This window comes from Bradyrhizobium sp., assembly GCF_047605465.1.
GTDB lineage: Bacteria > Pseudomonadota > Alphaproteobacteria > Rhizobiales > Xanthobacteraceae > Bradyrhizobium.
In genome coordinates this window covers 150286-173415 of sequence record NZ_JASGFS010000007.1, presented here as the reverse complement: position 1 = coordinate 173415, position 23130 = coordinate 150286, and the positions used below count along the sequence as shown (strand labels likewise).

The following is a 23130-nucleotide window of genomic DNA, read 5'->3' as shown; positions in this document are numbered from 1 at the left end:
CGCCATGGCGTTTTCGGGCGGCCTCGTCACCGGTTCGCGCGACGAAACGCGGCGGTGAAGGAGCCTATGTCGCCGATGCGGCCGCGGGGTGGAAGACCATCCCGAAACCGTCGATGCAGTAGCGCAATCCGGTCGGCCGCGGACCGTCGTCGAAGACGTGGCCGAGATGACCGCCGCAGCGCCGGCAATGCACCTCGACACGAACCATGCCGTAGGATCTGTCCTCGGTCTTGCCGACATTGCCCTCGATCGGCTGGTAGAAGCTCGGCCAACCCGTGCCGCTCTCGAACTTGGTCTCGGACGCAAACAGCGGCAGGTCGCAGCCGGCGCAGGCGAAGGTGCCCTTGCGGTGCTCGGCGAGCAGCGGGCTCGTGCCCGGACGCTCGGTGCCTTGATTGCGCAGGATCTCATATTGCTGCGGCGTGAGCTGGGCACGCCATTCGGCCTCCGTCTTCTCGATCTCGAACTTTTCCGCGGCCTTCTCTCCGGCCTCGGCGGGCGATGCCCTCAGCCAGCGGAAGGCCGAAAGGCCGATCAGGCCGGCGACGGTCGTCAACAGGATGCGGCGGTCAAACATGTCTTTCTCCGTGCGCGGGTATCCACGCCCTGAGATACGGGCTCTAACGGCTGACGTTACACTTTCAGGCGGGATTTTTCTCTGCCTATTGCGAGACGGTCTGATCCTGGGGGACAGGTTCCGCAGCCACGGGCGGTTCCGGCGGCGGAGCCGGCCGGGGCCGGACGCCGGGTTGTGGGCGGCGCGGACCGGTGCCGGCGGCCCGGTTGGCTTCGGCAAGCCGGGCCTCGCGCTCCCTGTCCTTGACCCGCGCCCGCTCGCGGTATCGCGCGAGCGACCCGGCCGCGGCGGAACTCGCCCTGCCCCATATCCCGACCAGCTGGCCGGCGACCCGCCCGGTCGCGCCGCCCGCCCAGACCAGCTCGAATGGCGAGAATAGCCGCCACCGCTCGTCGCCCCACAAGATGCTGCGCGCGATCAACTGCCCGGCCATGGCCGAGGTGTTCATGCCCTGGCGTCCGAACCCGCTCGCCACCCACAGGCCTTTGCGCAACTGCCCGATCTGCGGCATGCCGTGCACGGTCTGCCCGGTCGCGCCGCCGAAGGTGTCCGTGATCTCGACATTGCCGAGCGCCGGGAAGATCGTGCGGATCCTGCGCCTGACGGCACCGGCGAAACGCTGCGGACGCGCGGCCCAGGTGGTCTCCGGGCTTTCCCATAGCAGGCGGTCACCGTCGACGATGCGGAAATGGTCGACGCCGTCGGAATCCATCACCGATCCCGTGAAGGCGACGACCTCATGCAGCCGCTCGCCGAGCGGCGCGGTGATCCCGGCATAGCGCCAGACCGGCAGCAGCGTCTCGGACAGGCGTTTCAAGGGCGCGCCGAGATGGATGTTGCCGGCCAGCACGATATGGGTGGCGCGCAGCCGCGCCGAAGGCGTGACGATGCGCTTGCGGATGCCGGAATGATCGATGCTGACGACCGGCGTGTCCTCGAAGATGCGGGCCCCGGCCCGCCGTGCCAGCGCCGCAAGGCCGTGCACATATTTGCGGCCGTCGACCTGGAACGCCCTGGGATAATAGACGCCGTGGAAATAATGATCGGTCTTGAGCACGCCGCGGACGCGATCGGCCTGCCAGCCCTCGACCTCGGTGTCGAAGTCCTCGCCGAGCACCTGCAGCCGGCTGATCAGCCGGTCACCCGCGTCGACGTTGGAGACCTCCAGCACGCCGTCGCTGCGCCCGATCCCCGGCATGTTCTCTTCGGTGGCGTTGGCGCGGACGAACTCGGCCCCCTCCTTCGACAGGGTCCACAATTCGCGTGCGTCCTCGAGGCCGATGCGCTCGATCAGGTCGGCGAGCGGCAGCGCGAACCCCGGCATCACGGTGCCGAGCTGGTTGCCGGACGCGTTCCAGCCGACATGGCGCCCCTCGAGCACCGCGACGCTAGCCCCGAGCCGGGCCGCTTCCAGCGCGATGGACAGCCCGGCAAGGCCGGCGCCGATGACGCAGATGTCGGCGTCGAGGTCGAACGACAGCCGCGTGCGCTCGCGAAGGCCGGCTTCCTGCTGGGACACGCTTGTGAAAGTCTCGCTCATGTCGTTTTCTTAAAGGACCGGTCGGGCGCTTGTCACCTTGTCCTCAACAGGCGCCTGTAGATTATCCTGGACGCGTAACGATTCGAGAATGCCATGCGCCGTTTGATGTTGCTGCGTCACGCCAAGACCGAGACCGACGCGCCGAGCGGGCGCGACCAGGATCGCCGGCTCGACGAGCGCGGCCGCAGGGACGCCGCGCAGATCGGCGACTGGATCGCCGCCCACCCGCCGTTTCCCGATACCGCGCTGGTTTCGCACGCCGTCCGCGCCCGCCAGACCTGGGACATCGCCTGGGAGACCATGAAGGACCGCGTCGCAGCGCCGCAGGTCGAGGTTCTCCCGGAACTCTACGGTGCCGATCCGGCGCAGCTCCTGGAGACCATTCGCACCGCAACCGTTCCGGCCAACCCGCAACAGCTCCTGCTGGTCGGCCACAATCCCGGAATGCACGAGGTCGCCTTGATGCTGATGGGCGGCGGTGATCCGGCCGGCGCCAAGGCGCTCGCGGACAATCTGCCCACCGCGGGACTTGCGATCTTCGACTTTGACGACAAGGATTGGAGCGACGTGGCCTACCGCCGCGGCAAACTGGTGCTGTTCGTCAGCCCCAAGCTGCTCCGACTGGAATGAGACGCAAGGGCGCCGTCTCATCCGGTTGAGCCAGCTTGACGGTTGGACGACTGGAAGATTTGGAGGCGCAGATGTTCAAGTCCATTCTCGTGCCGATCGACCTCGCCGACACCGATCTGGCCAAGCCGGCGATCGCGACCGCCGCGACGCTGTCGCAGACATGGAGCGGATCGATACGTCTGCTCAACGTGCTGCCGATGACGCCGGTGATGCTCGCCGAATATGTCCCGGCCGATTTCGACGAACAGCAGCGCCAGACATCGGAAGAGGCGCTCGCGATCGTCGCACGCGAATCCGGCATCGAGTCGGGGCGCATCTCGAGCGTGGTCCGCCAGGGCGGCATCTATCACGAGATCCTGGAAGAAGCCGTCCACATGAAAGCCGACCTGATCGTGATGACCTCGCACCGGCCGGCGATGCGCACATACTTCCTCGGCTCAAATGCAGGTCATGTCGTGCGCTATGCAAAGTGCTCGGTGCTGGTGGTCAGGCACTGAACTCGGAGCAATGCCGTGAGGCAATGGTGGCGAAGATGGACCTACGACGTCCCGCTCGCGATCGGCGATGCGCTGTGGGCCGTGTGCGTGGTGCAATTCGCCGCGTTGCTCGACCGCTTGACGCTGCGGCAGGTGATTGCCTGGATTCCGGTGGTGATCCTGATCCTGGCCTACTACCACAGGATCCCGATCCCGCCGGAGCTGATGCTGGTCGGCGATCTCCTCGCCTATATCGACGGCTGTTCCTGCTGGGCGTGCTGAGCCGGGTCACGACGATTCTGTTCGTGCTCAGGCGGACGGCGGCACGCATCAATCTCCTCGCCGGCAGCATCACAACGCATGTGCGGCGCCTGGAGGTCCGGCATCGGCGACAACGCGGCGCCTCGCCGAAGCCGCGCCGCCAGTCCGACCGATCCGACGACGATCGGGCTTTCGGCGGAGCGTGGGATCAGGTCGCGATCGCCTGATCCCGCGGTGTCTTAGAGATAGCGCCGCAGTTCGTCCTTGAACTGTCCGTAGACGGCGTCTTCGATCTGGCTGCGCGTGATCCCGATGTCGCGCAGCGCGCGGTCGTCGAGCTCGTTCAGCGTCTTGACGGCGGAGCGGCGCTCCAGGCGATCGAACAGCGCAAGTGCGCGTTCGGCGAGCGAGCGGAAAAATCCGCGCGATGAGGATGGGCGTAAATCCTGCCCGGCAGTTTGCGAAATCGTGGTCATTTTTCTTCTCCGGCCTACCGTCCCGCGCGGCGAAGCGGATGCCGTTGGCGCAGACGCCGTGAAGCATCTGCACCCTGTTTTGCCCTCGGATTGCTCTCGCTCTCCTCGGCTCAATCGCGGAACTTGATGGAACTTAAATGCTCCAGTACATTCCTCGGTGCAAGGGAAACATTGCTCTCGGTGCAATAATGTCCAAGTTCGAATACGTAAAGCTCGCCGATTCGATTGCCGCCGACATCTCCAACGGGACGTTGAGGCCCGGCGACCGGCTGCCGCCGCAGCGCAATTTCGCCTACGACCGCGGCATCGCGGTCTCGACGGCCAGCCGGGTTTATACGGAGTTGCTGCGCCGTGGCCTCGTGGTCGGCGAGGTCGGCCGCGGCACGTTCATCTCCGGTGACGTCAGGCGCAATGTCGAAACCGTGACCGAGCCGCGCGACGCGCGGATCGACTTCGAGGTCAACTATCCCCTCCTGCCACAGCAATGGGCCATGATCGCCAAGAGCCTCGCCGGGCTCGAACGTGTCGACGCGCTGGAGGCGGCGCTGCGGGCCTCGACCAGCACTGGCACCAAGAGCGCGCGCAACGCCGCGGCCAATTATCTCGCGCGCAAGGACTGGTCGCCGCAGTCCGAGCAGATCGTCTTCACCGCCAACGGCAAGCAGTCGCTGGCGGCTGCGCTCGCCGCGCTCATCCCCACCGGCGGCCGCTGCGGCGTCGAGGCGCTGACCTATCCCTACGTCAAGAGCATCGCCGCACGGCTCGGCGTGACGCTGGTGCCGATCCCGATGGACGAGCACGGCGCGCGCCCCGATGCGATCCAGAAGGCGCATCGCGAGGCCCACCTCTCGGCGCTCTACCTCCAGCCCGTCATCCAGAATCCGCTCGGCGTCACCATGAATGCGAGCCGGCGCGCGGACATCATGCGCGTCGCCGAGAAACTCGACCTCACCATCATCGAGGATACCGTCTACGGCTTTCTCGCCGACGAGACGCCGCTGGCCGCGCTGGGGCCGGACCGCTGCGTCGTGCTCGACAGCCTGTCCAAGAAGGTCGCACCGGGCCTTGCCCTCGGGATTCTCGTCGCGCCGCCGCATCTGCGGGAGACCGTGATGAGCGCGGTCCGGACCGGCGGCTGGATCGCCTCCGGCCATGCGCTCGCCTCCGGGCAACGACTGATGGCCGACGGCACCGTTGCCGAACTGACGCGACTGAAGCGCATCGATGCGACACGCCGCCAGCAGATTGCAGCGAAGCTGCTCGCGGGCTACCAGATCGCGGCCGATCCGCGCTCCTATCATTTGTGGCTGACGCTGCCGCCGCACTGGCGTTCACAGACCTTCGTGGCCGCAGCAGCGAGGCGCGGCATCGCGCTGACCCCGTCCTCGACATTCGCGATCGCCCATGGTCACGCGCCGAACGCGGTGCGGCTCGCGCTGGCGCCGCCCTCCCCTGAACAGCTCGATTCCGGCCTGCGCACGCTCGCCTCGCTGCTCGGCACCAAGGAAGAGGATTTCGACTCGACGGAATAGCGCGTGCCCTTAGGGCAGCAGCGATCGAGGCAGGCGGTCGAAGCTGTAGCTCCGCGGCTGGTTGCGCCGCACGAAGCCGCCGACCTGCCAGACGAACAGCGCGGCAAATCCGATGATGAACAGCGCGCCGGCGAATTCGCCGATCATCAGCGCGCGGATCAGGAGCCCCGACATCGCCACCGCCAGCACGGCGAGGAAGGCCAGCATCGCGGCATAGGTCTTGCGGCCGAGGCCGGCGATCAGCTCGGCGCGGCTGCCCGCCTTCGCCATCCGCGCGTGCAGCTCGACGATGAAATCGCGGAAACCATTGTCCTGCGGTGCCATCAGCGCCGCGGTTTGCCAACTCGTCGACAGGATCGCGATACGGCCGCCACCGGCACGGCTGACATCGGCGCGGAAGCGGTGCTGCTGCATCGACACGGGGCGGAACGAAAGCCGGATCGCGCTGATCTCGTCGTAGCGCCACAGTCCGGAGCGGCCGGCGATGTGCCAGGACAGGCCGTCGCCGGTGAGCTCGAAACGATGCGCCGAACCGATCAGCGACGCCTTGTAGGCGTAGCTCGTCACCGAACCGGCCTCAGCTTCCGAAACCTGCATCGTCCATCCCGTCCGCGATCGGCTTGCGCGACCGCCCCCGACCATCCTACAAGCGAGGCATGGCTGAGACGATCTTTTTTCCGCGCCGGCTGATTCTCGGTGCTGCCGTGATCGCCGGCGTCCTGCTCGCGCTCGCGGTGCACATGCTCGGCGCGCGCTACGGGCTCGACCTCGGCGGCCTCTGGCGGTCCGACACGCACGAGTTCATGCCGGCGGGCGCGGCGATCGCCTGGTGGCTGATCGCAACCGTCGGATTCTCCGGCGGCTATTTCACCGCGACCCTGATGCAGAGCGCCGTCTCCGGCCAGATCCCGCAACGGATGCGGCAGTTCCTGATCGCGGTCGGCGTGCTGCTGCTCGCGGGGGCCGGCCAGGCGGCGTCCGCACCGAGCCCGATTCCGACCGTCTCCGGCGTGCTCGCGGGCCTCGCCGCCTTGTGCCTGGGCGCCGTGATGGCGTTCTGCGGCGCGCATTTCGCGCTGCGCCGCTCCTAAACCTCACGCCGATGCGCGGCGGCGCACCGGCTCCAGCATCAGCACGACATCCGACGCAGGCCGTGGCTTGCTGAACAGATAGCCCTGCACCTGGGTGCAGCCCTCGCGCCGAAGCAGCTCGAGCTGCGCGTCGTTCTCGACGCCCTCCGCGGTCGTCACGATGCCGAGGCTGCGGCCGAGGCCGGTCACGGCGCGGATGATCGCCATCGAATCCTCGCGCGTGGCGAGCTCCGACACGAAGGAGCGGTCGATCTTGATCTTGTCGAAGGGGAAGCTGCGCAGGTAGCTGAGCGACGAATAGCCCGTGCCGAAATCGTCCAGCGAGATGCGCACGCCCATGCTGCGCAGCTCGTGCAGCGTGGCCAGCGTCGCCTCGCTGTTCTGGAGCAGCACGGATTCGGTGATCTCGAGCTCGAGGCGACGCGCCGTGAGGCCCGATTCCTTCAGTGCCGCGGTCACGGATGCGATCAGGTTCGGGCTCTTGAACTGCACCGGCGACAAATTGACGGCAACGCCGACACCGTCCGGCCAGGTCGCCGCGTCCGCGCAGGCGCTGCGCAGCACGTACTCGCCGAGCTGGATGATCAGTCCGGTCTCCTCGGCCAGCGGAATGAATCCGACAGGCGAGATCATGCCGCGCAGCGGATGGTTCCAGCGCAGCAATGCCTCGAAGGCGACGACGCGATCGCTGGCGACGTCACGGATCGGCTGGTAGTGGACCTCGAACTCGTTCCGCTGCAGCGCCGCGCGCAGATCCATTTCCAGCATGCGCCGCGCCTGGGCGCGCGCATCCATGCCGGTCTCGAAGAACCGATAGGTGCCGCGGCCGTCCGCCTTGGCGCGGTACAGCGCGAGGTCGGCGTTCTTCAGCAGTTCGTCCGGATTGCTGCCGTCCTGCGGCCACAGCGAGATGCCGATCGAGACGCCGATGACGATCTGGTGGTCGTCGATCTCGTAGGGCGCCGAGATGACCTCGACAAGCTGGCTCGCCAGCAGCGTCGCGGCGGCCTCCTCGGACCGGCCGAGCTGCACCACGGCGAACTCGTCGCCGCCGAGCCGCGCGACCGTGTCATTCTCCCCGACGGTGGCCTTCAGCCTGCGGCCGACTTCCTTCAGCAAGGCGTCGCCGATGGGATGGCCGAGGGAGTCGTTGATGTCCTTGAAGTGATCGAGGTCGAGGCACAGCACGGCGAGCTGATCGTTCGCCTTCGCACGGCGCAGTCCCTGCTCGAGCTGTTCGTGGAACAGCATCCGGTTCGGCAGATTGGTCAGCGCGTCATGACGCGCCATGTGCGAGATCTTCGCCTGCGCCTCCAGCCATTCGGTGATGTCCTCGAAGGTCGCGACCCAGCCGCCGCCCTGCATCGGCTGGTTGACGACGCGGATGGAGCGGCCGAACCGTATGACGACGTCGGTCGTGGTGCGCCCTTCCCTGGCATCTTCCACGAGGCGCGCGAAGAACTCGCTGGGATCACCGCTCCATTTCCCCTCGGCCTGCTCCTCCTTGAGCACGTCGAGAAGCACGCGGCCCGTGAGCTGCTTGTCGGAACGGTGCAGCATTGTCGCATAGCGCTCGTTGAACAGAAGAATCTTGCCCTCGGCGTCGAACATGCAGAGGCCCTGCGACATGTTCTCCAGCGCGGTGTCGAGCACCACCTGCTGACGTCCCAATTCGCCCTTGGCGCGGCGATCGAGCACGGCGGCTGCGAGCGCGATCGCGAGAATGGCGACCGCCGCGCTCGCGGTGAGGATCGAGAGCGAGCCCGGCGCGATCGACATTCCGCTGACCACGAGTGTCGGGTCCGGCGTCAGCAGCACGGCGCCCATGGCGGTGAAATGATGAGACACGATGGCGATCGTCAGCAGGCCCGCCGCCTTCAGCGAGCCATAGCGACGATCGGGCTGCGCCGCGACGTACATCGCAAGCGCCGCGAAGACGATGCCGAACAGGACGGAGGCCGTCACCGTCCCGACCACCCAGTCGACCCGCGCGGGCATGTCGAGCGCCATCATGCCGGTATAATGCATGGCCGCGACGCCGCCGCCGATGACGGCACCGCCGATGGCGGCGATGGAGGCACGGCTCGCCGAGACGGCGATGCTCAGGCCGATGAACGTCACGGAGACCGCGAACACCAGGGACAGGATCGTGACCGGAATGTCGTAGGCTGCGCGAGCCCCGGGGCCATAGGCCAGCATCGCGATGAAATGGGTCGCCCAGATGCCGCAGCCGCCGACGGCCGCGTCGAGCAGGATCCAGGCCACGCGGGCACCACCATTCGCCGCACGCGCCCGATGAAACAAGCTGATCGCCGTTGCACTGGCGAGAAGACACACCGCGCCGCCCAGCACGACCAGACGCCAGTCATGCTGGTCGGTAAGACAGTAGAACACTTGATACATTGCCGGCCCCTATTGCAGCCGCACTAGAACCGGCAGAGTGTGGATAGTCGGTAACCGGCTACGAGCCGTCTCCTGAAATGGTGAACAGATGATGTGTGCGGCCGCTCACATGGATCGCTTTGCTGCGCGATCCGTCCGCACGCCGAACCCGATCGCAGCCGCCGCGAGCAGCAGGACCACCGCCGAAATCAGCAACGAGAGGTGGAGCCCCGCCATGAACGCACCGTCACCGGCGACCAGCGAGCCGAACAGCGCCACGCCGAGCACGCTGCCGGTCTGACGCGTCGCGTTCAGGACGCCCGCCGCGATTCCGGACCGCTGCTTCTCGACGCTGCCCAGCAAGGTCGAGGTCAGGGGCGGCACCAGCAGGCCGAGGCCGCCGCTGATCGCGATCATCTGCGCGAACATCGCCCAATAGCTCGTCCCTGCTTCGGTCCAGAGCAGTCCGAGGCATCCGAGCGCCGATATGCAGGAGCCGACGACGATGGTCGGACAAGGGCCGATGCGTTCGGCGACGTGCGGCGCCAGCAGGTTGACCGGCAGCACCGCACCCATCATCGGCACGAAGGCGAGCCCGGTCCACCAGGCCGACAGTCCATTGATCCTTTGGAAGTACAGGCTCAGCACGAAGATCAATCCGTAGATGGCAACATTCACCAGCAGGCCGACGATCGTCGTCAAGCTAAACAGCCGGTGGCTGAACAGTGAAAGCGGAAGCATGGGCTGCGCCGCGCGGCTCTCGCGCCAGACGAACAACACGGCGAAGACCGCTGCCACAAGGAATGCCGCGATCACGGCCGGATGCCGCCAGCCGAGCGCGCCGCCCTCGATGATTGCGCCGGCGAGCGCACCCAGCGCACCGATGGCCGTGATCTGACCGGGCAGATCGATCTCGCGCGAGCGCGCACGCGTGGTCTCGCTGGCATAGCGCCAGCTCAGCCACAGGCCGGCGAGCCCGATCGGGAGATTGACCAGGAAAATCGCGCGCCAGCCGACCAGCGTGATCAGGGCCCCGCCGACGAATGGTCCGGCGGTAAGCGCAAGGCTCGCACCGGCCGCCCAGACCGCAACGGCGCGGCCGCGCTGACGGTCGTCCGCATAGGCGTGGTTGAGGAGTGCCAGCGAATTCGGCACCAGGATCGCCGCCGCGAGTCCCTGGACCAGGCGCGCTGCGATCAGCACCATGGCGTCGGGCGACAGCGCGCAGGCCAGCGAGGCCGCGGTGAAGATGGCGAAGCCCGCCATGAACACGCGCCTGGCACCGATACGATCCCCGATCGCGCCGGCGGTGAGAATGAACGCGGCAAAGGCGATGGTGTAGGCGCTCACCACCCATTGCAGCTCTGCAACGCCGCCACCGAGTGTCTTGCCGATCGCGTCGAGCGCCGTGTTGACGATGGTGACGTCGAGCTGCACGACGCCGTAACCGAGGCTCATCGCCGCGAGCGTGAGCGAACTCGCAAGGCGCGATGTGTCCTTGGTGCGATCGACGGATTTGTAGCCGAGACTATTGGCCCGCATGTTGCCACCTCAATTGGAGCCCCATGCGAAACATAGGCATTCAGTCGCCATCATGCTTCGACAACGACCGAATGATGAATGTCCGGAGAAAGTCGGCGTATCGCCCGCAGGCGGCAATTGAGAGAACAGGCTCCGCGCGGATGGCCGCGCGGCGCCATGTTCGTAGCGTGTTCCTAGCCGGCCGCGCGCAAATTAACCTTGCTCTCGGCAATCGCCGTGAGCTTCTTGTCGGTGGCCTTTTCCTCTTCGAGCGTCCTTGTAAGCACGCTTGCGCAATCGTTGCGGCCGAGCAGCTTGGCCCAGGCGATCAGACTGCCATAGCGAACGATCTCGTAATGTTCGGCCGCCTGCGCCGCATTGATCAGCGCCGCATCGAGCACAGCCTTGTCGGCGACTTCACCGGCGGTCTCGTCGGCCTCCTCGATGATACCGTCGATCGCCGGGCAATCGACCGCCTTCACCTGCGTACCGTACATCCTGAACACTTCCTCGAGGCGCTTGACGTGCTGCTTGGTTTCTTCGAGGTGCGTCAAAAAGCCCTGCTTCAGCTGCGGATCGGTCGCCTTATCTGCCATTTTGGGCAGCGCCTTGGTGAGCTGCTGCTCGGCATAATAGATGTCCTGCATCTGATGCACGAACAGGTCGTTCATGGTCTTGATGTCTTTCGTGAACAATCCCATCGTTCCGATCCTCTCGGGTTTCGGGAACACGCCGGCACCGGCTTGCACGCAAACCGCTTCACCTGCCGCATTCGATTGCTGATGGGGCGCTAACATGCGTGCGGCACCGTCGTTCCAAAAAAGCCGGCAGGGCTTGCGCCGGAACAATGGCAACGTCATCCGGCCGTGACATCATGCCGAAAGCGCAGGCCTGCGGCCCGATCCCGGGCCATTCGACTCATCGGCGCACGCGCACGGAATGTGTACCACATATGACAAAAACGGCCGGTCCGGCGCAGAACCTATCCTTGTCAAGGGCTGCACAAGCCTCCGTTTTTGCCTTAATGGACTAGATGAATACCGAGCGATTGGTGCCTATGTTGGCAGCTATCGCACCTGACCCATTCGGGTCGGTCTTGCCCCCCGCCGGGAGGATGAATGCACGGACTGCTGCCCGCGCTGAAGCGCGGCTTCAAAAGATGGATCGGCTGGCGACGGCTTGGAATTGCCGCGAGCGTCTTCATCATCGCTTTCGCGCTCACGACGCTCGTGCGTACCCTGAAAGGCATCGACACCAGTGTCATCCTGACGGCGTTAACCGAGATTCCGCGCGGTAATATCGGACTGGCGGCGATCTGCGTCTTCTTCGCGTTCTGCACGCTGACCTTCTATGACTTTTTTGCACTGCGAACGATCGGCAAGAAGCATGTTCCGTATCGCATCGCAGCGCTGTCCAGCTTCACGTCCTACTCGATCGGCCACAATATCGGCGCCACCGTCTTTACCGGCGGCGCGATCCGTTTCCGGATCTATTCGGACTATGGGCTGAACGCGATCGACGTCGCCAAGATCTGCTTCCTGTCGGGCCTGACGTTCTGGCTCGGTAACATCTTCGTGCTCTCGATCGGGATGGCGATCCATCCGGATGCGGCATCCTCGATGGATCAGCTGCCGTCGTCGATCAACCGGCTGATCGCGCTCGGCGGCCTCGCCTCGATCGGCGCCTATCTGGTCTGGCTCTGCATGGGCGAGAAGCGCCGCGAGCTCGGCCAGAAGGGCTGGAAGGTGGTGCTGCCGTCCGCCCCGCTGACGCTGGTGCAGATCCTGATCGGCGTGGTCGACCTCGGTTTCTGCGCCACGGCGATGTACCTGTTGATGCCGGCCAATCCGCCGATCGACTTCATGTCGCTCGCCGTGGTGTTCATCCTGGCGACGCTGCTGGGCTTCGCCAGCCACGCCCCCGGCTCCATCGGCGTGTTCGACGCCGCGATGCTGGTCGCGTTGCCCGAGTTCGGCCGCGAGCAGCTTCTGGCCACCCTGCTGGTGTTCCGCATCCTCTATTTCATGATCCCGTTCGGGCTCGCCATCTCCATCATGGGCACGCGCGAGCTCTGGATGAACGTCGTCGAACCCTGGCAGGAGCGCCGGCGGCTGGCTGAGGCCTGCGCACAGGCCAACCTGCCCAATCAGGTGACGCAGATGGAGCGTGAACGGTCGCTGCGGCAGGCGAGCAAGCGCTGAGGCGCGATCCCGCCGGGAGCGCGACGGTCCGCACCGCGCTCCGGCCACTGGACGGCCGCCTGCAAAACCGTCAGACAAAATGTTGCAGGCGGGAGGCCGTTCCTCTCTTATTTCCGCCTCAACTTTGCCGTTGAAGACGCGGGCCATGATCAGACCATTTCTTCGCACCCTCTCCGCAGGCGCCCTGCTGCTTGCCGGAATCCTGACCGCCTTGCCGCTCGAGCGTGCCGCCGCCCAGGATACAGGCGCCCTGCAGATCACCTGGGAGGTGCGCAACCGGTTTCGCCTGTTTCGCGAGGAGCGCGACTTCCTGCTCCATGTCGAGAACGCGCGTAACCGCAGCATTCTCGCCGCCGAGCAGTCGCTGGAACTGCAGAGCGAAGGCCGCGGCTGGGCCCGCAACATGGTCAACCGCCTTTGCATCGACCTCCAGGGCCGGGTCAACCAGCCCTGCACCCGCGACAACGTCAAGGAAAACTACATCACCCCGATCGACCATCCCGTCACCGTCCGCCTGAGCGGCGCGGTGCCGGTCGGCGCCATCTGCGCCTGGTCGTTCGACGACGGCGACGGGCCGCAGCAATCGACCTTCGACTGCGCCGAGCCGATCAATCTGCGCGTCCGCTACGGCAAGCAGACGGTGGCCAGCGTCGACGTCTCCTCGGGCTCCGATCCGACCCAGCGCGTGCAGACCGAGATCCAGGTTCGAGATATCTTCATCGCCGGCCTCGGCGACAGCATCGCCTCGGGCGAGGGCAATCCGGACCGGCCGCTGGCGCTGTCCGACGAGGGTTTCTGCTTCCGCTCCTATCTCGGCACGGCTGGCGCGCAGTACTACCGGCCGAGCCGCGCCGGTTTCAAGGGCGGGCGCGCCTGCGAGGCGCCGGATACGCTCGCCAACTGGCAGCGCTACGGCGCGCTCTGGTTCAACTCGCCCTGCCACCGTTCGCTCTACAGCTACCAGGCCCGCACCGCGCTCGCGCTCGCGGTCCGCTACACCCATGTCGCGGTGACCTATCTGCCGCTCGCCTGCACCGGCGCCAGCATCGGCGACGGCCTGCTCGGCTCGCAGCGCGCCCGCGAATGCCCGCCCGGCAAGACCGGCGTCTGCAACACCAGCGTGAACGCGCAGGTCGCCGAGCTGCGCGAAGCCCTCACCGCCGCGAAGAAGCGGCAGCCGGACCGGACGCTCGATCTCGTGCTGCTGTCGATCGGCGCCAACGACGTCTATTTCTCCGGGCTCGTCGCCGACGTCATCGTCGACACCGCGACCGAGCGTGCGCTGTTCCGCCGCTCGGGCGTGATGGCGAGCGTCGACGATTCCCGCGACGCGCTGACGCGCGAGCTGCCGCAGAATTTCGTCAAGCTGCGCGAGGCGCTGAAGCCGCTCGTCGGCGGCGATCTCTCGCACGTGGTCTACGTCTCCTATGCCAACCCGGCGCTCGCCGAAGGCGGCGTGCCCTGCCGCGGCGGCCGCGCCGGCTTCGACATCCATCCCTCCTTCAACGCCGATCCGGAGCGGCTCGCACGCGTGTCGACCTTCGTCGACACCGAGTTCCTGCCGCAATTGAAGGGGCTCGCCACTTGCACGCGCGGCGCGCTGTGCCGCGATCCCGAAGCCGACCGCATGACCTTCGTCGACGCGCATCAGAGCGCGTTCGCCGATCACGGCTTCTGCGCGCATGCGGGGAACGATCCCGAATTCGACCGCACATGCTTCGCCGAGAACGGCAAGAGCTTCAATCCGGACATCGTGAGCGCGGCGAGCCAGCCGATGCTGTGCGGCCGCGGCGCCTCCGAATATCGCGCCTACCTGCCCCGCGCCCGCTGGATCCGCGACGCCAATGACAGCTATTTCGCCGCGATGACCTATCCGCAGGGGCTGCCGGCGGCGAGCCAGCCGACCGACATCCACGATGCAACCTGGGGCGTGCTGTCCGCGGTCTATGGGGGCGCCGTGCATCCGACCGCAGAAGGCCACGCCGCGATGGCGGATGCCACCCTGCCGGCCGCGAGCGCCGTGCTCGGGCTCGACGCCGCGCCGCCGAACGTCACGCGCGGACTTCTCGCGCCGCTGCTGCCCAGTTCGCAGCAATAGCCGCCCCGACGAGGGCGGAAACAGTCGGGCGGACGCGCAAACCGGGCTGGAACCGGGCTTGCGCGCGCGGTCGCTCGCTGGAAATTGATGGCGCTCCCGTCATTTCATTCCGTTCTATTCAGGGCGCGTTCAGCGATCTGGAACATGATGGCGCACGCGTTGCGGGACTGTGCGCTCCCCGTCCGGTCCAACCATTCGGGAATGATCGTGAATAGCAGGGACGCTCATCGTCGGTTGCGGCACTTCGGCCTCATGGCGCTCGCTGCCATCACGGCAAGCATGATCGCGAGCGCCTCCCGCGCCGATGACCTCAGCCCGCATGATCTCGCCCTGCTCGATCGGCTCACCTGGGGCGTGACCACGTCAAGCGCCACGCATCTGCACGCGGTCGGCGCCGAACGCTGGCTCCAGGAGCAATTGCATCCGGCCCCCAATCCCGCGCTGCCTGACGCCGCTAAGGCGCAGATCGAGGCGATGCCCGACGTCCACAGCTTCCCGTTCGATATCGCCGTCGCCTTCGAGCAGCAGTCGAAGAGCGCCAACCAGGTCACCGATCCCGAGCAGAAGAAGGCGGCGCAGCAGGTCTTTCAGCAGGCGATGAACGATCGCGCCCGGCAGGCCGCGGCACGCACCATCCTGCGCGCGCTTTATGCGCCCGATCAATTGCGCGAACGGATGATGTGGTTCTGGTTCAATCATTTCAACGTGCACCAATACAAATCGAACCTGCGCGTGCTGGTCGGGGACTACGTCGATCACGCCATCCGGCCCTACTCGCTGGGCAAGTTCGGCGACCTCCTCAGCGCGACCGTGCATCATCCCGCCATGCTGCGTTATCTCGACAACGCCGACAACGCCGCGGGCCATCTCAACGAGAACTACGCCCGCGAGATCATGGAGCTGCACACCATGGGCGTCGGCTCGGGCTACACCCAGGCCGACGTCGAGGCGCTGGCGAAGATCCTCACCGGCGTCGGCATCGACACCAGGCCGGAAGACCCGAAACTCAAGCCCGAATTGCAGTCCCAGCTCGTGCGCGAAGGCGCCTTCGAATTCAATCCCGCCCGTCACGACTACAGCGACAAGACCTTCCTCGGACATCCCATCAAGGGACGCGGGCTTGCCGAAGTCGACGAAGCCATCGGCATCCTGGTCCACCATCCGGCGACTGCGAGCCATGTCGCGCGCAAGATCGCGACCTACTTCGTATCGGACACTCCACCGGAAGCGCTGGTGCAGCGGATGGCGCAGACGTTCAAATCCACCGATGGCGACATCGCCGCCGTCCTGACCACGATGATCCATTCGCCCGAGTTCGAGGCATCGCTGAAGCCGGGCACCCGCTTCAAGGACCCCGTGCAGTACGTGCTGTCGGCCGTTCGTCTCGCGTATGACGACAAGGTGATCCTGAATACCGCCCCGATCCAGGGCTGGGCCAATCGCCTCGGCGAGGGCCTGTTCAATCACGACACGCCGGATGGCTATTCGCTGACTTCGGCGTCGTGGAACGGACCGGGACAGATGATGGTGCGCTTCGAGATCGCGCGTCAGATCGGATCGGGTTCGTCCGGCCTGTTCAAACCCGAAGGGCCGAACCCGGTCGAGCAGCCGGCGTTTCCTGTGCTGCAGAATGCGCTCTACTTCAACGGCCTTCGCCGGACGCTCGGGCCGGCGACGCTGGCGTCGCTGGAACGGGCCGTGTCACCCCAGGACTGGAACACGCTGTTCCTGTCGTCACCGGAATTCATGCACTGACAGCAACGGAGATCGTCATGAACCGTCGCGAGCTGATCAAGACTTTTGCCGCCCTCGCTCCCCTCACCGTCGCGGGCCGCGTCTGGGCCGCGCCCGCCACCGACGCGCGGCTGCTGGTGGTGTTCCTGCGCGGCGCCTATGACGCGGCGAACGTCGTGGTGCCGGTGTCGAGCGAGTTCTACCATGCATCGCGGCCGACGCTGGCCATCGCCAGGCCCGACATCGGCAATCCGAACGCGGCGCTCGCCCTCGACTCCGATTGGGGACTGCACCCTGCGCTGCGCGACAGCATCTACCCGCTCTGGGCCAAGCGCGAGATCGCCTTCATCCCGTTCGCCGGCACCAGCGACGATCTGACCCGCAGCCATTTCGAGACCCAGGACACGATCGAGCTCGGTCAGTCCGCGGGCGGATCGCGCGACTATCGTTCCGGTTTCATGAGCCGGCTCGCCGCCGAGCTCACGCGCGTGAAGCCGATCTCGTTCACCGACCAGCTTCCGCTGATCTTCCGTGGAAAGTCGCAGGTTCCGAACACCAGCATCAACAACGTCGCCAAGCCCGGAGTCGACGACCGTCAGGCCGAGTTGATCAAGCAGATGTACGCCCAGTCCAACCTGGCCTCGTCGGTCTCGGAAGGCTTCAGGGTGCGCGACGACGTCTACCGCTCCGTCTCCGAGGAAATGACCGCCGCCAACCGCGGCGCGGTCTCGCCGCGCGGATTCGAATTGTCGGCGCGGCGTATCGGCCGGCTGATGCGCGAGCAGTTCAACCTCGGCTTCGTCGATGTCGGCGGCTGGGACACGCATGTCAATCAGGGCGCGGCCAACGGCTATCTCGCCGATCGGCTCGGCGAGCTTGGCCGCGGCCTCGTCGGCTTCTCCGAGGAAGTCGGCCCGGCCGCCTGGCGTGACACGATGGTGGTCGTGATCTCAGAATTCGGCCGTACGTTCCGCGAGAACGGCGACCGCGGCACCGATCACGGCCATGGCAGCGTGTACTGGGTGCTCGGCGGCGGAATCAATGGCGGCCGCATCCTCGGCGAACAGGTCAAGGTCGAACAGCCGCATCTGTTCCAGAACCGCGACTATCCCGTCCTGACCGATTATCGCGCGCTGTTTGCCGACCTGTTCAGCCACGCCTTCGGGCTCGGGAATGAAAGCGTGCAGCGTATTTTCACCGGGGTTCATCCGACCAACCTGGCGCTGGTCTAGTCGCGAACTGGGATAAGCGCCCGTGTTGCCGCGTTGTCATTGCGAGCACCGCGAAGCAATCCAGAGCGTCTCAGCGAGGCGATGCAGGATCGCTTCGCCGCGCTCGCACTGACGAGCCTCGTGGCTCTGGTCTCGCTGTTCTCCCTTGGCCACATCCCCGCGTTTTCCGTTCCATCAATCCAAAAACGGTATCGATCGATACCCGCTTCAACTTGGACTCTGTCCTCTCCACGCTTCTAGGAAGCAGTCAGAGGAAATAAAGTTCGAGGAGACGCGTCATGAGCGCGATTGTGTCCACGGCGGACGTGAGGAGATCTCGCGTCAGGCTGTTCATCGTGACCATGTTGTTCCTGGTCACTACCGTCAATTATGCCGACCGTGCCACGCTGTCGATCGCGGGTCCCGCGCTTTCCAAGGAACTCCATCTCGATCCCGTCGCCATGGGTTACATCTTCTCGGCGTTCGGCTGGTCCTACGTGATCGCACAGGTCCCGGGCGGCTGGCTGCTCGACCGCTACGGCTCGCGCCTCGTCTATGCCTTCAGCATCCTCGTCTGGTCGCTGTTCACGATGATGCAGGGCTGGGTCGGCTTCCTCAGCGCCGGCACCGCCATCAGCGTGCTGTTCGCGCTGCGCTTCCTGGTCGGCATCGCCGAGGCGCCCTCGTTCCCCGCCAATGCCCGCATCGTCGCCGCCTGGTTTCCCGGCAACGAGCGCGGAACCGCGTCGGCCTTCTTCAATTCGGGGCAGTATTTCGCCACCGTGATCTTCGCGCCGCTGATGGGCTGGATCGCCCACGATTACGGCTGGCGCTACGTGTTCTTCGTGATGGGCGCGCTCGGCGTGATCATGGGCATCGCCTGGATCAGGACCGTCTACGGCCCGAAAGAGCATCCGTCGATCAACGAGGCCGAGTTCGACTATATCAGGGACGGCGGCGCGCTGGTCGATCTCGACGCGCCCAAAGACGAGCGCGTGCCTGACACGGGTCCGAAATGGGACCACATCCGCCAGCTTCTCTCCAACCGCATGATGCTCGGCGTCTATCTCGGCCAGTACTGCATCAACACGCTGACCTATTTCTTCCTGACCTGGTTTCCCGTGTACCTCGTCAAGGAGCGCGGCCTGTCGATCCTGCAGGCGGGCTTCGTCGCGACACTTCCCGCATTGTGCGGCTTCATCGGCGGCGTGCTCGGCGGCGTCATCTCCGACGCCATCCTGCGCAGGACCGGTTCGCTGACCATGGCGCGCAAGATCCCGATCGTCGGCGGCATGCTGCTGTCGATGGCGATCATCGGCTGCAACTACGTCGACGGCCAGGCGCTGGTGGTCGGCTTCATGGCGCTCGCCTTCTTCGGCAAGGGCATCGGCGCGCTGGGCTGGGCCGTCGTCTCCGACACCTCGCCGAAGGAAGCCGGCGGCGTCTCCGGCGGCCTGTTCAACACTTTCGGCAATCTTTCCTCGATCACCACGCCGATCGTGATCGGCTACATCGTGGCCGCAACCGGTTCATTCAATGGCGCATTGGTGTTCGTGGGCATCAACGCCCTGGTCGCCGCGATCGCCTATCTCGTGGTCGTCGGCAGGATCGAGCGCGTCGTGCTGCGGCCTTCCGCCTGAGCACCAAAGTGCGACCGGACGCTAGGTCAGACGAGTTGCGGCGGCGGCCCGGCCGCCGCCTTTCTTTTTGGGGGTGATCGATGCTAGAAATGCCCGAGAAGCGCCTTATCCATCTAAGGCATGTATCGATGTTCGATCTCAACCAACTCCGCTGCTTCGTCACGGTCGCGGAGGAATTGCATTTCGGCCGGGCCGCGGCGCGGCTGAACATGACCCAGCCGCCGCTGTCCCGGCAGATCCAGGTGCTCGAGCACATCATCGATGCGCCGCTGCTGGAGCGCACCAGCCGCTCGGTGCGGCTGACACCGGCCGGACGCAGCTTCCTGCCCGAGGCACGGCGCATCCTGAAGCTCGCGGAAAGCGCCTCGCAGGTCGCCCGCCGCATCGCGCTCGGCAAGACCGGCTCGGTGAAGATCGGCTTCACCGCAGCCGCGGCCTACGGCTTCCTGCCTGAACTGATCGCCGCCTGCCGCGCGAGACTGCCGGAGGTGGATTTCTCACTGAAGGAAATGGTTTCGGGCGACCAGTTCGAGGCGCTGACCTCGGGCCAGATCGATGCTGGCCTGCTGCGGCCGCCGATCGCGCGCCCGGAGCTCGTCAGCCGCCGTGTCGTCGCCGAGCCGCTGCTCGCGGCGATCCCGAAGAAGCATCCGCTGGCGAACGCCGACGGCATCACCATCAAGGATTTCGACGACCAGCCCTTCGTGATGTATTCGCCCTATGAGAGCCGCTACTTCCACGATCTGCTGGTAGCGCTGTTCACCCGCGCCGACGTGCTGCCGCGCTACGTCCAGCACCTGAGCCAGATCCACTCGATCCTCGCCATGGTGCGCGCCGGCCTCGGCCTCGCCATCGTACCGGCCGCCGCTGCAAGCCTGAAGATATCCGACGTACGCCTGCGCCCGCTCAAGCTGCGCACGCGCGTCCCGGTCGAGCTGTTCATGGCGTGGCGGCGCGACGACGAGAATCCCCTGCTCTCGGCGCTGGTGAAGATCGCGAGCGAAATGGCCTCCGCCGAGGTGGTTGAGGATTGATGCTGATTTCGCATCGGTCGATATAGGCTTTGGCTTGGACGCGTATCGAACCGTCTCTTAAACATCCGCACATGGACGCCCGGCCCGCGCTGCGTCCCCTACGATCCAGAGAAGGGAGTGACGCCCATGAGCAAGATGACCCCGCAGGAGATGGCCCGCAAGATCGGCTCCGGCCTGCTGTCCTTTCCCGTCACGCCGTTCAAGGCGGACTACAGCATCGACGAGACGACCTATCGCGCCAACATGGACTGGCTGTGCGGCTATGACGTCGCCGGTCTGTTCGCCGCCGGCGGCACCGGCGAGTTCTTCTCGCTGACGCCGGCCGAGGTTCCGCACGTCGTCAAGATCGCGGTCGACGAGACCAAGGGCCGCGTGCCCGTGCTCGCCGGTACCGGTTACGGCACCGCGATCGCCCGCGAGATCGCGATCGGCGCCGAAAAGGCCGGCGCCGACGGCCTGTTGCTGCTGCCTCCCTATCTCACCCATTCCGAGCAGGACGGCCTTGCCGCTCACGTCGAGGCGGTCTGCGCCGCCGTGAAGATCGGCGTCATCGTCTACAACCGCGACAACGCCATTCTCCAGCCCGATACGCTCGCGCGCCTCGCCGAGCGCTGCCCGAACCTCGTCGGCTACAAGGACGGCATCGGCGACATCGAGCTGATGACCCGCGTCCACACCAAGCTCGGCGACCGCCTGACCTATATCGGCGGCCTGCCGACGGCGGAGACCTTCGCGCTGCCCTATCTCGACATGGGCGTCACGACCTATTCTTCGGCCGTGTTCAATTTCGTGCCGGAATTCGCGACCAGCTTCTACGCCGCCGTTCGCAAGCGCGATCACGAGACCATCAATGCCGGGCTGAAGAACTTCATCCTGCCGTTGATCGCGATCCGCAACCGCAAGAAGGGCTATGCGGTCTCGATCATCAAGGCCGGCATGAAGGTGATCGGCCGCGACTCCGGCCCCGTGCGTCCGCCGCTCACCGATCTCACCGAGCAGGAGACGGCGGAGCTGGCCGCGCTGGTGCAGAAGCTGCCCGCCATCCGCTCAGCACAGCAGGCCGCGGAATAACGCGAAGAAGACGGACAACAGGGAGGAGCGCGCGATGGCCCGGACCGACATCTCTGGCGCACCGGTCGTCACATCGATGCAGGTGGTTCCGGTCGCGGGCCGCGACAGCATGCTGCTCAATCTGAGCGGCGCTCACGCGCCGTTCTTCACCCGCAACATCGTCATCCTCACGGACAATGCCGGCCACACCGGCGTCGGCGAGGTGCCGGGCGGCGAGAAGATCCGGCAGACGCTCGACGATGCCCGCGATCTCGTGATCGGCAAGACCGTCGGCGCGATGAACGACATCCTCGCCGACATCCGCACCACCTTCGCCGATCGCGACGCCGGCGGCCGCGGCAAGCAGACATTCGATCTGCGCGTGATGATCCATGCGGTCACCGCCGTCGAATCCGCGCTTCTCGATCTGCTCGGCCAGCATCTCGACCTCCCGGTCGCCGCCCTGCTCGGCGAAGGCCAGCAGCGCAAGAGCGTCGAGACTCTCGGCTATCTCTTCTTCGTCGGCGACCGGCGCAGGAGCAAGCTCGACTATGTCAAGGGCGAGACCGGCAAGCCCGACTGGTTCAACCTCCGCCACCAGGAGGCGATGACGCCCGAGACCGTGGTCCGGCTGGCGGAAGCCACTCACGACCATTACGGCTTCGCCGACTTCAAGCTGAAGGGCGGCGTGCTGCGCGGCGAGCAGGAGATCGAGGCGGTCACCGCGATCGCAAAGCGCTTCCCCGATGCGCGCGTCACGCTCGATCCCAATGGCGCATGGTCACTCGACGAAGCCATCCGCCTCTGCAAGGACATGCACGGCATCCTTGCCTATGCCGAAGATCCCTGCGGCGCCGAGGCCGGCTTCTCCGGCCGCGAGATCATGGCCGAATTCCGCCGCGCCACGAGCCTGCCGACCGCGACCAACATGATCGCCACCGACTGGCGCCAGCTGTCCCATGCGCTGCGCCTCGGCGCGGTGGACATCCCGCTGGCCGATCCCCATTTTTGGACCATGCATGGCTCGGTCCGCGTTGCCCAGACCTGCCGCGACAACGGCCTGACCTGGGGCTCGCACTCCAATAACCATTTCGATATTTCGCTCGCCATGTTCACCCATGTCGGCGCCGCTGCGCCCGGCAGGGTCACCGCGATCGACACCCACTGGATCTGGCAGGACGGCCAGGCGCTCACCCGGGAACCGCTGCAGATCAAGGGTGGCAAGATCGCCGTTCCCGACCGACCGGGCCTCGGCATCGAAATCGACCGCGCCGCGATCGAAGCTGCGCATGGTCTCTACAAGCAACACGGGCTTGGTGCCCGTGACGACGCTCTCGCCATGCAGGACCTGATCCCTGGCTGGAGCTTCGACGACAAGCGTCCCTGCCTGGTTCGTTGAGACCTCGGGTATGATTCCGGAAAAGCGGCTCCGCTGCAGGATCATGCCCAGAGAGAAGGAGAAAGCGATGACCGCGATCCTGAAGCATCGCCAGGAACATCAATCATTCCAACACCCGAGCAGGGCTCCCATGCCTGCGCGTTCTACACGACGGTGAAGACGGCCTATACTTATCCGGGCTGACCGGCTGACATCGCGGGGTGGATTGGCGTAAGCGTAATCCACCTCCACCTTGGCGGACAGAGACATTGGTGGGTTACGCTTTCCGCCAACCCAT

General features: G+C 65.9%; 20 protein-coding genes. 13 read left to right on the top strand and 7 right to left on the bottom strand.

Annotation, left to right across the window (positions count from 1 at the left end):
* Positions 1-64 precede the first annotated feature (64 nt).
* Complete coding sequence (gene msrB / locus QM712_RS09830) at positions 65-577, bottom strand: peptide-methionine (R)-S-oxide reductase MsrB (RefSeq protein WP_415022888.1); 513 nt, start codon at positions 575-577, stop codon at positions 65-67.
* Between the two features lie 85 nt (positions 578-662).
* A complete protein-coding gene (locus QM712_RS09825; protein ID WP_415022887.1) occupies positions 663-2117 on the bottom strand; it encodes an NAD(P)/FAD-dependent oxidoreductase in 1455 nt (484 codons plus the stop codon).
* Positions 2118-2210: 93 nt separating this feature from the next.
* Between QM712_RS09825 and QM712_RS09820 the strand changes: the two genes are divergently transcribed.
* The 3 genes from QM712_RS09820 (at position 2211) to QM712_RS09810 (ending at position 3505) form a co-directional block, all read left to right on the top strand.
* Positions 2211-2747, top strand: coding sequence for a SixA phosphatase family protein (locus QM712_RS09820; protein WP_415022886.1), 537 nt, complete (start codon positions 2211-2213; stop codon positions 2745-2747).
* A 71-nt stretch (positions 2748-2818) separates the two neighbouring features.
* Positions 2819-3244 carry a universal stress protein gene (locus QM712_RS09815; protein ID WP_415022885.1) on the top strand — a complete coding sequence of 142 codons (426 nt, stop codon included), beginning with the start codon at positions 2819-2821 and terminating at the stop codon, positions 3242-3244.
* A 15-nt stretch (positions 3245-3259) separates the two neighbouring features.
* A complete protein-coding gene (locus QM712_RS09810; protein ID WP_415022884.1) occupies positions 3260-3505 on the top strand; it encodes a hypothetical protein in 246 nt (81 codons plus the stop codon).
* Between the two features lie 218 nt (positions 3506-3723).
* On the opposite strand, the gene QM712_RS09805 is transcribed toward QM712_RS09810, so the two are convergent.
* Positions 3724-3960, bottom strand: a complete 237-nt coding sequence (locus tag QM712_RS09805; protein WP_415022883.1) for a DUF1127 domain-containing protein — start codon at positions 3958-3960, stop codon at positions 3724-3726.
* Between the two features lie 188 nt (positions 3961-4148).
* Here QM712_RS09805 and QM712_RS09800 point away from each other — a divergent pair, with 188 nt between their 5' ends.
* Complete coding sequence (locus QM712_RS09800; RefSeq protein ID WP_415022882.1) at positions 4149-5492, top strand: PLP-dependent aminotransferase family protein; 1344 nt, start codon at positions 4149-4151, stop codon at positions 5490-5492.
* Between the two features lie 9 nt (positions 5493-5501).
* On the opposite strand, the gene QM712_RS09795 is transcribed toward QM712_RS09800, so the two are convergent.
* Positions 5502-6089 (bottom strand): hypothetical protein, encoded by a 588-nt coding sequence (locus tag QM712_RS09795; protein WP_415022881.1) that lies wholly within the window; start codon positions 6087-6089, stop codon positions 5502-5504.
* A 59-nt stretch (positions 6090-6148) separates the two neighbouring features.
* On the opposite strand from QM712_RS09795, the gene QM712_RS09790 reads away from it, so the two are divergent.
* Complete coding sequence (locus QM712_RS09790; RefSeq protein ID WP_415022880.1) at positions 6149-6583, top strand: hypothetical protein; 435 nt, start codon at positions 6149-6151, stop codon at positions 6581-6583.
* A 3-nt stretch (positions 6584-6586) separates the two neighbouring features.
* Here QM712_RS09790 and QM712_RS09785 read toward each other — a convergent pair whose 3' ends face one another.
* The 3 genes from QM712_RS09785 to QM712_RS09775 all read right to left on the bottom strand — a co-directional run bounded on the left by QM712_RS09785 (position 6587) and on the right by QM712_RS09775 (position 11187).
* Complete coding sequence (locus QM712_RS09785) at positions 6587-8986, bottom strand: EAL domain-containing protein (protein WP_415022879.1); 2400 nt, start codon at positions 8984-8986, stop codon at positions 6587-6589.
* A 105-nt stretch (positions 8987-9091) separates the two neighbouring features.
* Positions 9092-10507 carry an MFS transporter gene (locus QM712_RS09780; protein ID WP_415022878.1) on the bottom strand — a complete coding sequence of 472 codons (1416 nt, stop codon included), beginning with the start codon at positions 10505-10507 and terminating at the stop codon, positions 9092-9094.
* Positions 10508-10680: 173 nt separating this feature from the next.
* Complete coding sequence (locus tag QM712_RS09775; RefSeq protein WP_415022877.1) at positions 10681-11187, bottom strand: ferritin-like domain-containing protein; 507 nt, start codon at positions 11185-11187, stop codon at positions 10681-10683.
* A gap of 417 nt (positions 11188-11604) precedes the next feature.
* Between QM712_RS09775 and QM712_RS09770 the strand changes: the two genes are divergently transcribed.
* From QM712_RS09770 to gudD, 8 genes are all read left to right on the top strand, one after another.
* Positions 11605-12687, top strand: coding sequence for a lysylphosphatidylglycerol synthase transmembrane domain-containing protein (locus tag QM712_RS09770; RefSeq protein ID WP_415022876.1), 1083 nt, complete (start codon positions 11605-11607; stop codon positions 12685-12687).
* A gap of 145 nt (positions 12688-12832) precedes the next feature.
* Positions 12833-14785: a hypothetical protein gene (locus QM712_RS09765; RefSeq protein WP_415022875.1), complete on the top strand. Its 1953-nt coding sequence runs from the start codon at positions 12833-12835 to the stop codon at positions 14783-14785.
* Positions 14786-15037: 252 nt separating this feature from the next.
* Positions 15038-16540 (top strand): DUF1800 domain-containing protein, encoded by a 1503-nt coding sequence (locus QM712_RS09760; RefSeq protein ID WP_415022899.1) that lies wholly within the window; start codon positions 15038-15040, stop codon positions 16538-16540.
* Between the two features lie 17 nt (positions 16541-16557).
* Positions 16558-17751 (top strand): DUF1501 domain-containing protein, encoded by a 1194-nt coding sequence (locus tag QM712_RS09755; RefSeq protein ID WP_415022874.1) that lies wholly within the window; start codon positions 16558-16560, stop codon positions 17749-17751.
* 278 nt (positions 17752-18029) lie between these two features.
* Positions 18030-19370: an MFS transporter gene (locus QM712_RS09750; RefSeq protein WP_415022873.1), complete on the top strand. Its 1341-nt coding sequence runs from the start codon at positions 18030-18032 to the stop codon at positions 19368-19370.
* Positions 19371-19498: 128 nt separating this feature from the next.
* Positions 19499-20404, top strand: coding sequence for a LysR substrate-binding domain-containing protein (locus QM712_RS09745; protein ID WP_415022872.1), 906 nt, complete (start codon positions 19499-19501; stop codon positions 20402-20404).
* A gap of 126 nt (positions 20405-20530) precedes the next feature.
* Positions 20531-21475: a 5-dehydro-4-deoxyglucarate dehydratase gene (gene kdgD, locus QM712_RS09740; protein WP_415022871.1), complete on the top strand. Its 945-nt coding sequence runs from the start codon at positions 20531-20533 to the stop codon at positions 21473-21475.
* A 34-nt stretch (positions 21476-21509) separates the two neighbouring features.
* The gene (gene gudD / locus QM712_RS09735; RefSeq protein WP_415022870.1) at positions 21510-22853 is read left to right on the top strand and encodes a glucarate dehydratase; all 1344 of its coding nucleotides are present in this window, start codon (positions 21510-21512) and stop codon (positions 22851-22853) included.
* The last annotated feature ends 277 nt before the right edge of the window (positions 22854-23130 follow it).

Excerpts from the sequence above, each read along its gene's own strand:
- msrB (WP_415022888.1), bottom strand. The coding sequence starts at position 577 with ATGTTTGACCGCCGCATCCTGTTGACGACCGTCGCCGGCCTGATCGGC.
- QM712_RS09825 (WP_415022887.1), bottom strand. The coding sequence starts at position 2,117 with ATGAGCGAGACTTTCACAAGCGTGTCCCAGCAGGAAGCCGGCCTTCGC.
- QM712_RS09820 (WP_415022886.1), top strand. The coding sequence starts at position 2,211 with ATGCGCCGTTTGATGTTGCTGCGTCACGCCAAGACCGAGACCGACGCG.
- QM712_RS09815 (WP_415022885.1), top strand. The coding sequence starts at position 2,819 with ATGTTCAAGTCCATTCTCGTGCCGATCGACCTCGCCGACACCGATCTG.
- QM712_RS09805 (WP_415022883.1), bottom strand. The coding sequence starts at position 3,960 with ATGACCACGATTTCGCAAACTGCCGGGCAGGATTTACGCCCATCCTCA.
- QM712_RS09800 (WP_415022882.1), top strand. The coding sequence starts at position 4,149 with ATGTCCAAGTTCGAATACGTAAAGCTCGCCGATTCGATTGCCGCCGAC.
- QM712_RS09795 (WP_415022881.1), bottom strand. The coding sequence starts at position 6,089 with ATGCAGGTTTCGGAAGCTGAGGCCGGTTCGGTGACGAGCTACGCCTAC.
- QM712_RS09790 (WP_415022880.1), top strand. The coding sequence starts at position 6,149 with ATGGCTGAGACGATCTTTTTTCCGCGCCGGCTGATTCTCGGTGCTGCC.
- QM712_RS09785 (WP_415022879.1), bottom strand. The coding sequence starts at position 8,986 with ATGTATCAAGTGTTCTACTGTCTTACCGACCAGCATGACTGGCGTCTG.
- QM712_RS09780 (WP_415022878.1), bottom strand. The coding sequence starts at position 10,507 with ATGCGGGCCAATAGTCTCGGCTACAAATCCGTCGATCGCACCAAGGAC.
- QM712_RS09775 (WP_415022877.1), bottom strand. The coding sequence starts at position 11,187 with ATGGGATTGTTCACGAAAGACATCAAGACCATGAACGACCTGTTCGTG.
- QM712_RS09770 (WP_415022876.1), top strand. The coding sequence starts at position 11,605 with ATGCACGGACTGCTGCCCGCGCTGAAGCGCGGCTTCAAAAGATGGATC.
- QM712_RS09765 (WP_415022875.1), top strand. The coding sequence starts at position 12,833 with ATGATCAGACCATTTCTTCGCACCCTCTCCGCAGGCGCCCTGCTGCTT.
- QM712_RS09760 (WP_415022899.1), top strand. The coding sequence starts at position 15,038 with ATGGCGCTCGCTGCCATCACGGCAAGCATGATCGCGAGCGCCTCCCGC.
- QM712_RS09755 (WP_415022874.1), top strand. The coding sequence starts at position 16,558 with ATGAACCGTCGCGAGCTGATCAAGACTTTTGCCGCCCTCGCTCCCCTC.
- QM712_RS09750 (WP_415022873.1), top strand. The coding sequence starts at position 18,030 with ATGAGCGCGATTGTGTCCACGGCGGACGTGAGGAGATCTCGCGTCAGG.
- QM712_RS09745 (WP_415022872.1), top strand. The coding sequence starts at position 19,499 with ATGTTCGATCTCAACCAACTCCGCTGCTTCGTCACGGTCGCGGAGGAA.
- kdgD (WP_415022871.1), top strand. The coding sequence starts at position 20,531 with ATGAGCAAGATGACCCCGCAGGAGATGGCCCGCAAGATCGGCTCCGGC.
- gudD (WP_415022870.1), top strand. The coding sequence starts at position 21,510 with ATGGCCCGGACCGACATCTCTGGCGCACCGGTCGTCACATCGATGCAG.